Annotated in this window: 18 protein-coding genes; 13 read left to right on the top strand and 5 right to left on the bottom strand. The window is 69.5% G+C overall.

Annotated features, from left to right (window positions below; translation table 11 throughout):
- Positions 1-14: 14 nt before the first annotated feature.
- The 13 genes from AB0I71_RS01235 to AB0I71_RS01175 all read left to right on the top strand — a co-directional run bounded on the left by AB0I71_RS01235 (position 15) and on the right by AB0I71_RS01175 (position 9796).
- Positions 15-797 (top strand): sigma-70 family RNA polymerase sigma factor, encoded by a 783-nt coding sequence (locus tag AB0I71_RS01235; RefSeq protein WP_357581232.1) that lies wholly within the window; start codon positions 15-17, stop codon positions 795-797.
- Positions 798-880: 83 nt separating this feature from the next.
- Positions 881-1423 carry a hypothetical protein gene (locus AB0I71_RS01230; RefSeq protein WP_357581231.1) on the top strand — a complete coding sequence of 181 codons (543 nt, stop codon included), beginning with the start codon at positions 881-883 and terminating at the stop codon, positions 1421-1423.
- The gene (locus AB0I71_RS01225; RefSeq protein ID WP_357581230.1) at positions 1420-2682 is read left to right on the top strand and encodes a hypothetical protein; all 1263 of its coding nucleotides are present in this window, start codon (positions 1420-1422) and stop codon (positions 2680-2682) included. The genes AB0I71_RS01230 and AB0I71_RS01225 overlap by 4 nt, the downstream gene beginning before the upstream one ends.
- A 94-nt stretch (positions 2683-2776) precedes the next feature.
- The gene (locus AB0I71_RS01220; protein ID WP_357581229.1) at positions 2777-2914 is read left to right on the top strand and encodes a hypothetical protein; all 138 of its coding nucleotides are present in this window, start codon (positions 2777-2779) and stop codon (positions 2912-2914) included.
- Positions 2911-3261 (top strand): hypothetical protein, encoded by a 351-nt coding sequence (locus AB0I71_RS01215; protein ID WP_357581228.1) that lies wholly within the window; start codon positions 2911-2913, stop codon positions 3259-3261. The genes AB0I71_RS01220 and AB0I71_RS01215 overlap by 4 nt, the downstream gene beginning before the upstream one ends.
- Complete coding sequence (locus AB0I71_RS01210; RefSeq protein WP_357581227.1) at positions 3258-3749, top strand: hypothetical protein; 492 nt, start codon at positions 3258-3260, stop codon at positions 3747-3749. The genes AB0I71_RS01215 and AB0I71_RS01210 overlap by 4 nt, the downstream gene beginning before the upstream one ends.
- Positions 3750-3764: 15 nt before the next feature.
- Complete coding sequence (locus tag AB0I71_RS01205; protein ID WP_357581226.1) at positions 3765-4241, top strand: hypothetical protein; 477 nt, start codon at positions 3765-3767, stop codon at positions 4239-4241.
- Position 4242: 1 nt separating this feature from the next.
- On the top strand, positions 4243-5181 hold the full coding sequence (locus AB0I71_RS01200; RefSeq protein WP_357581225.1) for a hypothetical protein: 939 nt from the start codon (positions 4243-4245) through the stop codon (positions 5179-5181).
- A gap of 82 nt (positions 5182-5263) precedes the next feature.
- Positions 5264-7204: an ATP-binding protein gene (locus AB0I71_RS01195; protein WP_357581224.1), complete on the top strand. Its 1941-nt coding sequence runs from the start codon at positions 5264-5266 to the stop codon at positions 7202-7204.
- Positions 7205-7351: 147 nt separating this feature from the next.
- Positions 7352-8560 carry a helix-turn-helix transcriptional regulator gene (locus tag AB0I71_RS01190; RefSeq protein WP_357581223.1) on the top strand — a complete coding sequence of 403 codons (1209 nt, stop codon included), beginning with the start codon at positions 7352-7354 and terminating at the stop codon, positions 8558-8560.
- Positions 8561-8765: 205 nt separating this feature from the next.
- On the top strand, positions 8766-8981 hold the full coding sequence (locus AB0I71_RS01185; RefSeq protein WP_357581222.1) for a hypothetical protein: 216 nt from the start codon (positions 8766-8768) through the stop codon (positions 8979-8981).
- A 171-nt stretch (positions 8982-9152) separates the two neighbouring features.
- Entirely contained in the window at positions 9153-9362 is a 210-nt protein-coding gene (locus tag AB0I71_RS01180) for a hypothetical protein (protein ID WP_357581221.1), read from the top strand.
- 35 nt (positions 9363-9397) lie between these two features.
- Positions 9398-9796, top strand: a complete 399-nt coding sequence (locus AB0I71_RS01175; protein ID WP_357581220.1) for a hypothetical protein — start codon at positions 9398-9400, stop codon at positions 9794-9796.
- A gap of 118 nt (positions 9797-9914) precedes the next feature.
- Here the strand turns inward: AB0I71_RS01175 and AB0I71_RS01170 are convergent, their stop codons facing one another.
- From AB0I71_RS01170 to AB0I71_RS01150, 5 genes are all read right to left on the bottom strand, one after another.
- A complete protein-coding gene (locus AB0I71_RS01170) occupies positions 9915-10097 on the bottom strand; it encodes a hypothetical protein (RefSeq protein ID WP_357581219.1) in 183 nt (60 codons plus the stop codon).
- A 22-nt stretch (positions 10098-10119) separates the two neighbouring features.
- A complete protein-coding gene (locus AB0I71_RS01165) occupies positions 10120-10530 on the bottom strand; it encodes a hypothetical protein (RefSeq protein WP_357581218.1) in 411 nt (136 codons plus the stop codon).
- Positions 10509-10934, bottom strand: coding sequence for a hypothetical protein (locus tag AB0I71_RS01160; protein WP_357581217.1), 426 nt, complete (start codon positions 10932-10934; stop codon positions 10509-10511). Before AB0I71_RS01160 ends, AB0I71_RS01165 begins: the two co-directional genes overlap by 22 nt.
- Positions 10931-11698: a hypothetical protein gene (locus AB0I71_RS01155; protein WP_357581216.1), complete on the bottom strand. Its 768-nt coding sequence runs from the start codon at positions 11696-11698 to the stop codon at positions 10931-10933. The genes AB0I71_RS01160 and AB0I71_RS01155 overlap by 4 nt, the downstream gene beginning before the upstream one ends.
- Before the next feature lie 188 nt (positions 11699-11886).
- Positions 11887-12399: a hypothetical protein gene (locus AB0I71_RS01150; protein WP_357581215.1), complete on the bottom strand. Its 513-nt coding sequence runs from the start codon at positions 12397-12399 to the stop codon at positions 11887-11889.
- Positions 12400-12406 lie beyond the last annotated feature (7 nt).

Raw genomic sequence — 12406 nt, 5'->3', positions numbered from 1 at the left:
TGGGGAGCAGACACATGACCACCACGATCGATTTCGATGACCTTGTTCGTGAGCAGCGATTCGACCGCATGGTCCGTACCGAACGGGCGCGGATCGTCCGAACCGTGTTCGGCTACTGCGGCAACTGGGCCGACGCTGAGGAAGCCGTCCAGGAGGTGCTGGCGGCGCTGTGGGCCGACCGCGCCAACCTGGACGACGTCACCAACCTGGCCGGGTGGACGGTCACCAGGGCCAAGTACGCGGCGCTGCGGCTGGCCGAGCAGCGCCGCAAGGCAACCCCGGCGCTGCTGGGTGAGCACATCGAGCGCGTCGAGACGCAGACGCCGATGGAGTCGACGCAGTCCGGGCCGAGCCTGGACGACCCGGAGGTGGCGGCCCGGGTGCGGGTTGCGCTCGCGGCCATGACGCCGAGCCAACGGCGGGTGGTGCAACTGCACTGCCTTCACGGGGTCAGCATCGCCGAGACGGCCAAGAAGCTGGGCATCAGCCGGGGCAACGTCTCCCAGCGGCTGTACGAGGCGCTGAACCTTGTCGACCTGTCCGGTCCGGCGTGGGTCGACCACCTCGCCGAGTTGGGATACGAGTCGCCGGAGGCGAAGGCGTTCCGGGCTTGCCCCGGGCTGGTGAAGTTGCTGCCCAGCCGTCAGCGGCGGGCGGTGCAGCTCCGCTACATCCAGGGGTTGTCCCGCGCCGAGGTCGGTAAGCGCCTGGGGATCTCGGTCAGTTCGGTCAGTAACTTGCTGCGCGCCGCGCGGGCCACCGTGCGGGAGCTGTCCGCTGGCTTGGTGTCGGCGTGACCTGTTCCACCCCCGGTGCCGTCCGCCCCGGCCTGGATACGGGGCGGCCGGCACCACCCACCAACAACCGGAGGAACACCCCGATGGACACCCAACAGCAGGCGGCCTGCCCGCCCTGGTGCCCGCCGCCGGCCTGCGAACCCGACCGGCACGACGGATCCGTGTTCCACATGTCCCAGCCGGTCATGGTCGACGCCGTCAACGACGGTGCCACCGCCACCAACCTGCTCGACGTGGCCGTGTCCCGCATCGACGACGACACCCCCGGGCAGACCACCGTGGACCTGGCCGTCGCCATGGACCGCACCGTGGGCATGACCCCCGAGCAGACGTTGGCGTTCATCGAGATTCTGCGCCAGCACGCCCTTACCGCAGCCGGCCCCGATGGGCTGCCGATGCCGGTCGAGCAGGTGCGGGTGGGCGAGCAGATCCGGATCGACGGCGGGTGGGAAACCGTCGAGTTGGTGACCGTGGACGGCTGGTGCTGCGGTCAGCCGATGGTTCCCGGCCACGCCTGCCGGGTGCTGGTCGGCACCGACACGACACCCGATGACAACGACGCGCACACCTTCGACCTGGGCGACATCGTTCAGGTGCGCCGCGAACACATCCAGGAGGGGCAGTGAACGGCCACGACAAGCCTGAACCGCTGACCGTGGCGGAGGTTGCCGCCCGGCTGACCGAGCTGCGGGCCAAGACCAAGGTTGAGCGGGTCGATGAAGTCGAGCGCCGCCGCCTGGAAGTCGCCCACAAGGACGCCCTGGCCGCCATTGAGGAAGTCGCCACGTCCCGCGCCCGCTCCCGCAAAGAGCGGGAGCGGGACGAGAAAGAGGCCGCCGAGCTGGCCAAGCTGTACCGCAAGGCGTCCCGGTCCGGTGCCCGCGCCCGGCTGCGGGCCGACATCAACCGCTCCGCCGAGGTTCGCGCCCTGCGGGTCGAGATGGTGCGCAAGGCCAGCCTGTGGGTTGGCCTGCCCGTCCTGATCGCCTTCGGGGCGTGGTCGACTGCCGGTGTCCAGCGCGGGGTGACGTTCCTGATGGGCTTGGAACCCGGTTCGGCCGGGTGGTTCGCCGCGTGGGCGGTGGAACCGGCGCTGATCGCCATTGTTGCGTTCATCATCGTCGGCCGGGCGCTGCTGCAATCCGCAGGTGGCGACACTGACTGGAAGTCGTGGCTCATCGAGGTCGGGTTCCTCGCAACGTCGCTGGCTCTGAACATTGCGCCCAGCCTGGCCGCCGACCACTGGAAGCCTGCGGCGCTGGTGGCCGAGTCGGTCGGTCCGCTCGGTGCGGCCACGACCGCGTTCCTGATCGGGTTGTTCAACTCGTACGTGGCGCAGGCCCGGCCGTGGGATGGTGCGCCCCGGCTGGCCGATCTGGACCTTGGCACGCTGCCTGCTGACGCAGCGCGTGCCGCCGAGTTGCGTCAGGCTGACGCACCCGGTGACGCACTTCTGACGCAGGCGCTTGACGCACCGCTGACGCAGCCGGTGACTCAGGCCGTGACGCACTCTGACGCAGGGTTGACGCACCGGGTTGACGCAGCCGGTGACGCATCGGTTGACGCACTGGTGCGTCAGGCCGCATCAGTCACCCTGCCTGCGGTGACGCAGTTGACGCACCGCATTGACGCACCGCTGGTGCGGCGCGGCAAGAAGGTCATGACGCGGCCGGAGGAACCGACCGAACCGGCCGATGACGCAGACCGTGACGCACGCGTCAAGGCGGCTGCTGACGCACACCTGACGCATGGCGTGTCGCAGCGTCAGGCGGCGCGTGACGCAGGAGTCGACCCGACTGCGGTGCGTCGGGAGGTGAACCGCCGCAAGGAAGCGGCGCAGCAGATCAACGGTCACTCGCACGATCTGGCGACCAGCCAGCAGTAGCACCCCGGGGCGGCGGCCCATACCGACCAAAGCAGCGCCGCCGCCCCGGGTTCCACCCACAGACCCAGCGAGGGATCCAGGAGGAACCCACATCATGGCAAACACTGCCGTTCGGCGGGTACACCGCCGCACACCCGGCGACCCGGACACCCGCAAGGTGATCGGCGCGATTCTGATTCTGATCAGCGCCGCCGGCATCGTCGCGATCCTGCTCGGGCTGGTGACCCGATGACCACTTACGACGCCGCCGCAGTGCGCGCCCAGCATCGGGCGTGGGCGCAGCGGAGCCGCGAGCAGGCAAAACGGCGCAACCGGGAGCACATCCAGCGGATCAAGTTGGAGCGCGGGTGTACCGACTGCGGCTACCGAGCGCACCCACACGCGCTCGACTTCGACCACCTTCCCGGCCTTGGCAAGACCGTGAACGTGGCCATGCTCGCGGCGGGCGGGGCGTCCATCGAGCGGATCGATGAAGAGATCGCACTGTGCGAGGTCGTCTGCGCCAACTGCCATCGGATCAGGACTTGTGACCGTGGCTGGGGCTCGCTGTCCGAATTCGCCCAGGAGGCCAGCCGATGACGGTCATCAACGGAAGGAAAGTCACCCTCGGTGACTCTCCAGTCGACGAACTCTCCAGTGGACAGTTCCGCCGCCCGTCACCCGAGCGCGAAACCATCCCCGACTCTCCAACTCTCCACCCCGAAACGGTCACCGTGCGTGACCGGATCCTGGGCTGGATCGACCGGTCACGGGACTACTGGGTGCCGCCGAACCTGCTCACCCAACCGCCCGCCTCGCTGGCCGAGCTGTCCGATTACGCCCACTGGGCCGGCTGGACGAGCCGCACCGACGGGCCCATCCGCTCGGCCGGTGTCGTGTGGCACCGGGCCATCAGCCTGCCCACCACCGCCGTCTGCCGGTACGTCGAGTGGATCGCCCAACGGCCCGGCCGCGCCCTGCCCGTGTTCGCGGTGTGGAAGTTGTTCATCCTCACCGGCCCCGGCCCGGCCATCGCCGACAACGTCATCCGACCCGCCCTGGGCGCCATCGCCTGGGTGCTGCTGTAGAGAAGGAGGCCAAGCATGGCCAAGGGAACGAAGGCCGCGATCCGTAAGGCTCGCGCCAAGGGGGTGACCGGCCTCGCCTGGGCGTCGGCCGTGGTCGCCCTGGTCGGCGGCACGTTGGGCGCCGGCATCTGGTTCGGTGACGCGATCGTCGCCGTCCTCAACTGGATCCCGTGGGGGTGGCTGCCGGAGGTGCTGCTGTTCGTCGGGGTGGTCGCCATCGGCTTGGACATGTTCCTCGACGGTGTCCCCAACCAGGTGGCCATCGCCGGGGCGATCCTCGTGCCGTCGATTGCCCGCGCCACCTCCGGGAAGCTCGGCGACACCATCACCGACTGGACGGGTGACCTGGTCGACTGGATGGGCGAGTGGATGACCGAGTGGATCGGCACCGACTCGGCGACCGGCCTCGCCCTGGCGTCGATCGTCTGCGCCGTGCTGATGGCCCGACGGGTGATCAAGAAGTCCCGCCGTTCCGACCTGGCAGAGGTGTGACGTGGGAATCGACATCCTGCTGGCCATCTGGGTTGTGACGTGGATGGTGAAGACCGCCGCCCAGGATGTGGCGTACGCGGTCACCGGCAAGCCGAACCCCCGCTACCAGGTGAAGTTGGAGCGCGCCCGCAAGGCGGGCGGGCCGACGCCGCAGCAGCACCGCTACGGCACCCGTGACTGGCTGTCCGACCTGTACTCGGACGCGCTGGCCGCGCACACGGAGAAGCGGCGCAAGAAGGCTGCGGTGAAGGGTCAGCCGGTGGACGACATGCTCGACCACGCCGGGGTCACCCCGCAGCAGCAGCGACCGGCGGTGGCATCTCCTGGCCGTCGCCGGCCGGCACCGGAACCGACGTCGGTGGTCCACGACGACGAACACCCGTACTGCGTCGACCCGTGCGGCCCCGACTGCGCCCGGCCGACGGCTACGAACGCCTGGTGGCGCTGCCCACGCTGCGGCGAGAGGAAAGGCGGCTTCCGGGACGCCGACGCGGCGCAGGCCGACTCGCAGAACCACGTCTGCCCCGCGCAGCCCACCACCCCCGACAGCCCGGCAGCGACGCCGGACACCAACACCGAGCCCAGCGGCGAGCAACCGAAGCTCGCCACCGTCATCCCCATGTTTCCGATCATGAAGGAGTCCGACATGGCCAACGCCGAAATCACCGGTCTGCCCACCGCTATCGCCTTCGCCGAAGGCATGGCCAACGCCCACCGCGCCGCATCCACCGCCGGTGGCGAACAGTACGTGGCCGCCCTGCGCGGCTTCGAGGTCAGCGGCGAAGCCATCGGCGCTGTCGAGCGTGCCCGCGAGCAGTCGCAGGCCGCCGCCGCCGCGTGGACCGCCGCCGCCGCCGAGATGAAGAAGCAGAACACGGTCAAGGAGGCGTACCAGGCGGTTCCGGACGCCGGCAACAAGAAGTTCGTCACCGGCGAGTAGCCCCGACCGCTTCTACGGCGCGCAGGCTCACGGGTCTGCGCGGCCGTGGTGGAAGGCCGGGACACCCCAGAGGGAGACAGGAATGAACACGACTGCCGAGGTGTCCACCCCGGGCACCGACAGCGAACAGGAGCCGCGCGCCGGGCTGGGTGCGCAGGCCGCCCCGTGGGGGGCGATGGCCGCCCTGGTGGTGGCCGCCGGTGCCTGCCGGCTGGCCGTGCACGCGACCGGCGCCGAGCAGGAAACCGCCCTGACCGTGGCCGGGGTGGCGTTCACCGCCGCCGTGGTCACCGCGTGGGCGACCCGCCGCCGCATCGTTGACCGCAGGATGCGGCACCGGTTCGTGGCCGCCCTCTACCTGGCCGCCGGGTGGCTTGCCACCGTCACCGCCAACGGCATGTCGTGGGGTGCGGTCGCGGCGTTGACGATCCTCGGATCCGGGCTGTCGCTGCTGTGGTGGCGTGAGCACCGCATCGGCCCCGGCACCGCACCCGCCGCCGCTGACGATGTGGACTACACGGCGCGGTGGGCTGAGAACCTTGGCTGCCCCGGCGGCGCGCTGGCCGGATCGAAAGCCACCGGCCAGCAGCGGGTGAAGGGCGGACACCGGTTCACGGTGCGGCTGGTGCCCGGCAAGCAGGAACTGTCCACGGTCACCGGCTCGCCGGGGAAAATCCGCACCGGGCTCGGTCTGCGGCGCACCGACGAACTGATGGCCGAGGACCATCCCACCCTCGACCAGTCACACATCCTGGTGACTGTGCTGCGGAAGTCACCCGTTCTGGCACGCGACAACGTGTGGCCCGACGGCGGCACGTACATGCCGAAGACGGGGCGGGTGGCGCTAGGCCCGTACGTGGACGGCGACGGCTACGCCACCTGGCGTGTGTACACCAGTGACAGCATCTGGGGCGGGTTCCTGGTCGGCGGGCAGGGGTCGGGTAAGACCCGGCTGATGGAGTCCATCGTCATGTCGCTGGTCGCCGCCACCCCGACGGTGGTGTGGTTCGCGGACGGGCACGGCGAGTCGGGGGCGTCGTCGCGGCTGCTGCGCGACCACGCCGACCACTTCGCGGGCACCCCCGACCAGTTGCGGGCGATGCTGGAAGGCGCCCACGAGTTGGCCGCCAAGCGGCTGGACGACATGCAGATTGACGACCTGGAAGGGTTCACGCCGACCGAGGACCGGCCCGGCCTGATCATCGTCATTGACGAGTGCCACAAGTTCTTCCTGTACGACGACATCCAGGAGTTGGCCGCGAACCTGATCACCGAGTATCGGAAAGTTGGCATCACGATCATCGCGGCGACGCAGACCGGGTTCCTGGATCGGGCGTTCGGCACCGGCAAGCACGCCGACGCGCTACGGTCGGCGCTGCTCACCGGCAACGGGGTGGTGCTGCGCATCAAGTCCGCGTCGATTAAGGACGTGCTCAAGTTGGCCTACGATCCGCGTGAGTTCCCGGCGGTCCCCGGCTACGCCCGGCTGGTGGACGAGGATCGGGGGGTGGCGTTCCGGGGGTTCCGGGTCACCGACACTCAGGTGGCCGAGCTGCCGAAGCGGATGCGGTGGCGCAGCCTGTCGACGGCCGAGGCCGCCGCGTTCGGTCCGGACTATGCGGACCGGAAGGCTGTGCGGCAGCGTGCCCGGCTGGCGGCGTTGGCTCGCCGTGAGGCACGCATGGCGGGGGTGCATGTGCCGTCGCAGACATCGACCGCGCGGCCGGGGTCTGTCGAGTCGCCGCAGGTGGTGGTGGAGCTGTTGGAGGATGTGGTGTTTCCGGTGTGGCCGGGGTCGGAGCAGCCGGAGTTCGCGCCGTCGGACAGTCACCGAAAGGTGCTGGACGCGGTGGCCGCCGGCTACCGGCAGCCGAAGGACATCTTCACGGCAGTCGGGATCGGGTCGAGCCGCTTCTACCAGTTGGCGGGCGAACTGCTGGCCCACGGCTACCTGTCCAAGGATGGGCGTGGGCACGCCGCCAAGTACAGCCTGACCAGCAAGGCCGTGCCGCAGGCAGCCTGACGGACGCCACGACACGAAGGGGCACCCCACACCAGGGGTGCCCCTTCGACGTGTTCCGGGCGTACCGTCGAAGGTGGGCGGCCCCCGAAGGGGTAGAGGCCGGACGGAGCCGCCCGCACCCGTCCTCTACCGGGAAGAAGATCAGCCGTGGAACCCGTCATCACGCCGGGCATGACACCCGGCCAACGCATCAAGCTGTACCGGCAGCGAGCCGGACTCACACAAGAAGTCGCCGCTCAACTCAAAGGCGTCACCGTCTCCGCGTGGCGGAAATGGGAGTCGGGCGAACGGTCCGTCAACACGCTCGGCGACTGGATCGACATTGCCCGCATCCTGCGCGTCACCGACCTGTACCGGCTCACCGGACTACCAGCCGGCAACCTGCCCAACGACCCCATCGAACACGACTCGGTCAAACCCATCCGCGACGCCATCCACGCCTACACACTGCCCGCCGGCAACCCGATGCCCGTCGACGAATTGCGCGGCGCCGTCGACCTCGCGTGGGCGGCGTGGACACAATCGCAGCGCCGCTACACCCACACCGGGCCGGTGCTGCCCGACCTGATCCACGCCGTCCGCATCGCCCAGGCCACCGCCGACGACAGCCAACGGCGGCAGGTGCTGCGGATCACCGCCGACCTGTACCTGCTGGTGCGCGCCTACGGGAAGCGGGTTGGGGCGTCCGATGTGGCGCTGCTGGCCGCCGACAGGGCGTTGACCGCAGCCCGGGAAGCCGACGACCCGGCCTACCGGGGTAGCGCGGCATGGAACCTCGGGCAAGTCCTGTCCAACCGTGGACACACCGAAGAGTCTGCCGAACTGTGCCGCACCGCCATCGCCGACCTGTCCGACATTGACGGCAGCGATCCGGTGCTCCTTGCCGTGCTGGGTGGCCTCAACCTGCTGCTGTCCGTTCAGGCCGCCCGGCTACGCGACGAACACACGGCACTACGCGCCCTCGACGACGCCGACCGGATGGCCGCCGTCACCGGGGAAACCGATCATCATCGGCTGTTCTTCGGCCCCACCAATGTGGGCATCCACCGGGCGGCCGTGGTGTTGGAGCTGTCCCGGCCCGGTGAGGCGCTGCGCGTCGGCGAACGGGTCGACGTCGGCCGGGCCGGCAGCGTCGAGCGCCGCCACTCCCACTACCTGCATCTGGCCCGTGGCTATGCGACGCAGCGCGACGACCTGGCGGCGGTGCACATGCTGCTGCGCGCCGACCGCGAGTCGCCGGAGGATTCGCCGCTGAACCTGCTGATGCGGTCGACGGTGCGGGAACTGCTGGCCCGGGAGACACCCACCACCCGACCTGAGCTGCGGGTGCTGGCCGATCGGGTCGGGGTGGCCTGAGCAGGTGCCACGCTGCGGGGTAGTGCCCCAACGTGTGCCGCCTGACGTGTGTTGGCTCACTTACCGTCCGTTGTAGTCGCTGCCTGTCCGGTGCCCCCGTTCCGGACAGGACGGCGGCGGGTGGCGGCGGTGACCCACCGAACCCGATCGGTGTGGGCGAGCACATCGCCGCCACCCTCCCCACGGTTGCCGGGAGGTGTGCGTCATGCTGGTGTGGCCGTTCAACCGTCGCCGCGACGTTGAGCCGATCGACCGGACGGGGCCGGCAACGCGCTTCCCGAACCGGTCGGGTGCGCTCGGCCCGGATCCGGTGGGCGAGCAGCAGGCGCGGCAGCGGTCCGGCTACCGCTGGTGTGGTGAGGCCACCGAACTGTTGCCGTTCTATACGCGGGCCGCTCGGCGTCGGGGCGGCTGGCGGTGACGGCCCGGATCTGGTGTGCGCCGCCGGTCGTCACCGTTGCGGCTATCGCCGTGGAGGCGCACGGGCTGCGTTGCGTCGACTGCACCCCCGACGGCTGCCCGCGCATCGGGTGGGCGTCGACCGTGTTGGCCGAGCATCGTGCGGCGCGGGCCGCCTGGTTGGAGGCGCGCGGTGTGGTCGCTGGCGCAGGTTCGTAACCGGCTGATCCTGTCCGCCCGCATGGTCATCGCCGATCATTGGCCGCGCCCGGGGCGGCGGGACTGGTGCCCGATCTGCCACTGCTCGTGGATGTGCGAACCGACGGTGATCGCCTACGCGTATCTGCGGCTGGTCGGCCAGCACCAGTGGATCCCGCCAGGATCACGCCCGTCAGACACCTGACACCAGGTTCACCAGCGACTAGCTACGGTGCCCCGATGAAACGAGCCCACCTGACCCTGATCGGTGCCGTTGCCCTGCTGCTGACCGGATGTGGCGGCGGTGACGCCAGCAGCGGCGCGGAGGCACCCGAGACATCTGCCGCCGCACCATTCACCCGCAACGGCCTTCCACCAGCCCCGGACGCCGCTACCGCCGACGCATACATTGCGGCCCTACGCGACATCGACCCGGACATCGTCGGCGACAAGGATCCGAAGACGGTCGTCAACCGGGGTCGTGACCAGTGCACCGCCATCGCCGAGTGGCCGGATGATGAGGCGAAACTGGTGGATCTCACGAACCGGCGTTTCACCAGCCCCGACCATCCGGAAGGGTTCGGCGACAAGAAGTCAAAGCGGATCCTCGCGGTGGTGAAAGAGCACATCTGCCCCTGATCCGCACAACGAAGAAAGGGCCGCCCCGCCACCTCCCGGGTAGGGAGACGTGGGGCGGCCCTCATGTTCGGTCTGCCGCTGGGGTGAGCAGACCGAGTTTGTGTGCCGAACGGGACAGTTACTCCGGACGGCTGTCACGGGCGTTCGGCACCACGTACACACCGAAAGCGCCGAGCACCGCCAGCGCCACCGTGATGCCCTCGGTGGTGGTGAGAACATCGTCGCCCATCGCCACCGTCAACGCGGTGGCCCCGGCCACGACAGCGGCCACAATCGTCTTGGCGTACCTACCGACCTTCATGGATGTCTCCTGTCTCCGTGACCTATGCCGTGTGCCCGTTGATGCCTGACGCGGAAGGACGCCCCACCAGTCGGCGCAACGCCGCCAAATCCGGCTCCGGCCGCCACACCTCCGCAGCCACAGACGTCAACGTGTCCGTCAGGCGGGACGCCAACGCGTTCGCCCGCCGCAACTGCTCATCCAAGCTGTCCATCTTGACGCGCAGCCGCTCCACATCCGAATCCGCCTCTTCACGGATCCGCTCCGCCCGATCCCGAGACTCCTGCGCCTCTCGGCGGGCTTCCGCCTCACTGACCCGCATCTGCTCAGCCCACTTGAGGACCGCATTGTCGCGGTTCGCGCGGCCGGCAACCCGGGCTGTGACAACACTGGCGACCACCGCCGCCAACGCCGACAACCCGGCCGCGACGATCACGCCAACGGTGGTGTCCATGCGGGTCGCCCCTTCCCCTTGACGGGTTCCGGCCAGCCGGCGATCAACCCAACGCACACGGCGAACGTCGACCACACTGCGGCAGAAACCCACCCGTCGGTGACCTCACCGAGCAGCCAGCCACCCAGGTACAGGCACGCCCACAACACCTTGATGCCGGTGGCGGCGGTGAAAGCGGCCTTGTCGCAGCCTTGGAACGCGCCGACCGTGCACATGGCGGCCACCGCCAGCCACGGCCCGGCCCACACCCACAGAGGCAGCGGCGAGTGCAGCCACTGGTAGAAGTCCTGCACGTCAGGTTGGACGGTGGCCAGCCGCAGCGCGTACACGACGTCCAAGCCGGCGAACGCGAGCAGGGCGGTGCCCCGGCGGCCGACCCGACCGCGCAGCCTGGCCGATGTCACGACTGGCTGGCGCCGCCGGGCAGCAGATCCCGCAGCCTGGCCAGCACCTGCTCTGCGGTCAACTCCCCGGACTCGACGCGGCGCAGCAGCTCGGTCAGATCGTCGAGGCGGGCACCGACCGCCCGGATTTCGGTCAGCAGTTGCTCGCCGGTTGCGCCGGTGACGGCGCGCAGGATCGCCTCATCTCGGAGCCGGGCGGCGGCCTGGCCCTCCTGCAAGCCGTGCACGCGGTCCCAGATGTCCCGCAGCGCGTAGGCGGGTTTCACGGTCGGGTTCGTCTTCGCGTCGTGCCGCCACGGCGGGTTGACGATGGCCGCTGGATCTTTGGGGTTGTTCGGGTCGTACGCCCACACCTCTTTGGCGCTCACGTCGTCCTCCATGCCGGTTGGAGCCTGGATCAGTCCGATGGTGGTCAGGTAGCGGCGTTTCACCGCAGACACGTTCGCGCCAGCCTTGATGGCGTCCCGGAAATACGACTCGTGGGTGTGCGTTAGGTGGCTGTTGTCGCCCGACGAACGGCGGCCAAGCCGGTCCCAACGCCGCACCGTCTGGCCATCCGGGCTGTAGATGACCTCCCGGATGTGCTGCGTGTCGGCGGTGCCCGCCTCGCATTGCGCAACCATCCACCGCGAGTAATGCCGCAGGTCGAAGGTGCCTTTCGGCGTGCGAACCTTGAACATGCCGACATCGAGGGCGGCGGCATCATCGGTGAGCCCAGCCCGGTCACGCGGCGACTCGGCTACCGAGTACGGCTGCTTGGACATGATCAGGTCAGATGAGCCGAGGTGGTACGACGTGCCGGTGCGCTTGTGCGCGTCAGACCCGACGATCCCGACCTCCCACGCCGGGTCGCCGAGCGGATCCAGGATCGTCACCCCGGGCCGCTGCGCTTTCGGCCCAAGGTGGTCGATAAGCATTCGGCGGGCGTCGAGCAGGTTCTGTGGTGCGCGGGTCACAGCGGCCTCACCTTCTGGATGGTCGCGAAGCTCGCCGCGTTGAGGGTCGTCGCGGACGCGTTGGACGACGCCTGCGCGAACCGGAACACGATCTCGCCCGTCCCTTCGAGCAGCAGCCGTTCCCGGATCAGCTGGGTGGCGGCGGCGTTGAAGTGCGCGGACGCCTGGTCCTCGGTGAGAGTCGCGATCTGCCGCCATCTCATGTCCGCGACGTTGAGAGTGCCGTCGGTCGTGGACGTCGACGAACCGACCGACATGATGTCGCGCACCAGCAGGGACGGCGAGCCGCCGTTGACCGCCCACGACCACTTGATCCCACCACCGCCGGAGGCGTACCGGGCGGACAGCTCCACCACGGTGGGCCCGTCAACGGGCACGATGATCGCCGTCGACTGGAGCGTGGTCGAGCTGGTGATGTTGTGGGCGGTGCCGAGCTGCACGTACGTGGGACTCAGGGCGAGCAGCTCGTCAGCAGTGGGCACCTGGCCGGCGTACAGGTCGATCGACATCGCGTCT

The organism is Micromonospora sp. NPDC049891, assembly GCF_040660295.1.
In the GTDB taxonomy this organism is placed as follows: Bacteria; Actinomycetota; Actinomycetes; order Mycobacteriales; family Micromonosporaceae; genus Micromonospora.
Note: the sequence above shows the minus strand (reverse complement) of the source record. Positions and strands in the feature narration are given on the sequence as shown.

Bases quoted from the DNA above. Each gene is read 5' to 3' on its own strand.
- AB0I71_RS01235 (WP_357581232.1), top strand. From the start codon at position 15: ATGACCACCACGATCGATTTCGATGACCTTGTTCGTGAGCAGCGATTC.
- AB0I71_RS01230 (WP_357581231.1), top strand. From the start codon at position 881: ATGGACACCCAACAGCAGGCGGCCTGCCCGCCCTGGTGCCCGCCGCCG.
- AB0I71_RS01220 (WP_357581229.1), top strand. From the start codon at position 2,777: ATGGCAAACACTGCCGTTCGGCGGGTACACCGCCGCACACCCGGCGAC.
- AB0I71_RS01215 (WP_357581228.1), top strand. From the start codon at position 2,911: ATGACCACTTACGACGCCGCCGCAGTGCGCGCCCAGCATCGGGCGTGG.
- AB0I71_RS01210 (WP_357581227.1), top strand. From the start codon at position 3,258: ATGACGGTCATCAACGGAAGGAAAGTCACCCTCGGTGACTCTCCAGTC.
- AB0I71_RS01205 (WP_357581226.1), top strand. From the start codon at position 3,765: ATGGCCAAGGGAACGAAGGCCGCGATCCGTAAGGCTCGCGCCAAGGGG.
- AB0I71_RS01195 (WP_357581224.1), top strand. From the start codon at position 5,264: ATGAACACGACTGCCGAGGTGTCCACCCCGGGCACCGACAGCGAACAG.
- AB0I71_RS01185 (WP_357581222.1), top strand. From the start codon at position 8,766: ATGCTGGTGTGGCCGTTCAACCGTCGCCGCGACGTTGAGCCGATCGAC.
- AB0I71_RS01175 (WP_357581220.1), top strand. From the start codon at position 9,398: ATGAAACGAGCCCACCTGACCCTGATCGGTGCCGTTGCCCTGCTGCTG.
- AB0I71_RS01170 (WP_357581219.1), bottom strand. From the start codon at position 10,097: ATGAAGGTCGGTAGGTACGCCAAGACGATTGTGGCCGCTGTCGTGGCC.
- AB0I71_RS01165 (WP_357581218.1), bottom strand. From the start codon at position 10,530: ATGGACACCACCGTTGGCGTGATCGTCGCGGCCGGGTTGTCGGCGTTG.
- AB0I71_RS01155 (WP_357581216.1), bottom strand. From the start codon at position 11,698: ATGTCCAAGCAGCCGTACTCGGTAGCCGAGTCGCCGCGTGACCGGGCT.
- AB0I71_RS01150 (WP_357581215.1), bottom strand. From the start codon at position 12,399: ATGTCGATCGACCTGTACGCCGGCCAGGTGCCCACTGCTGACGAGCTG.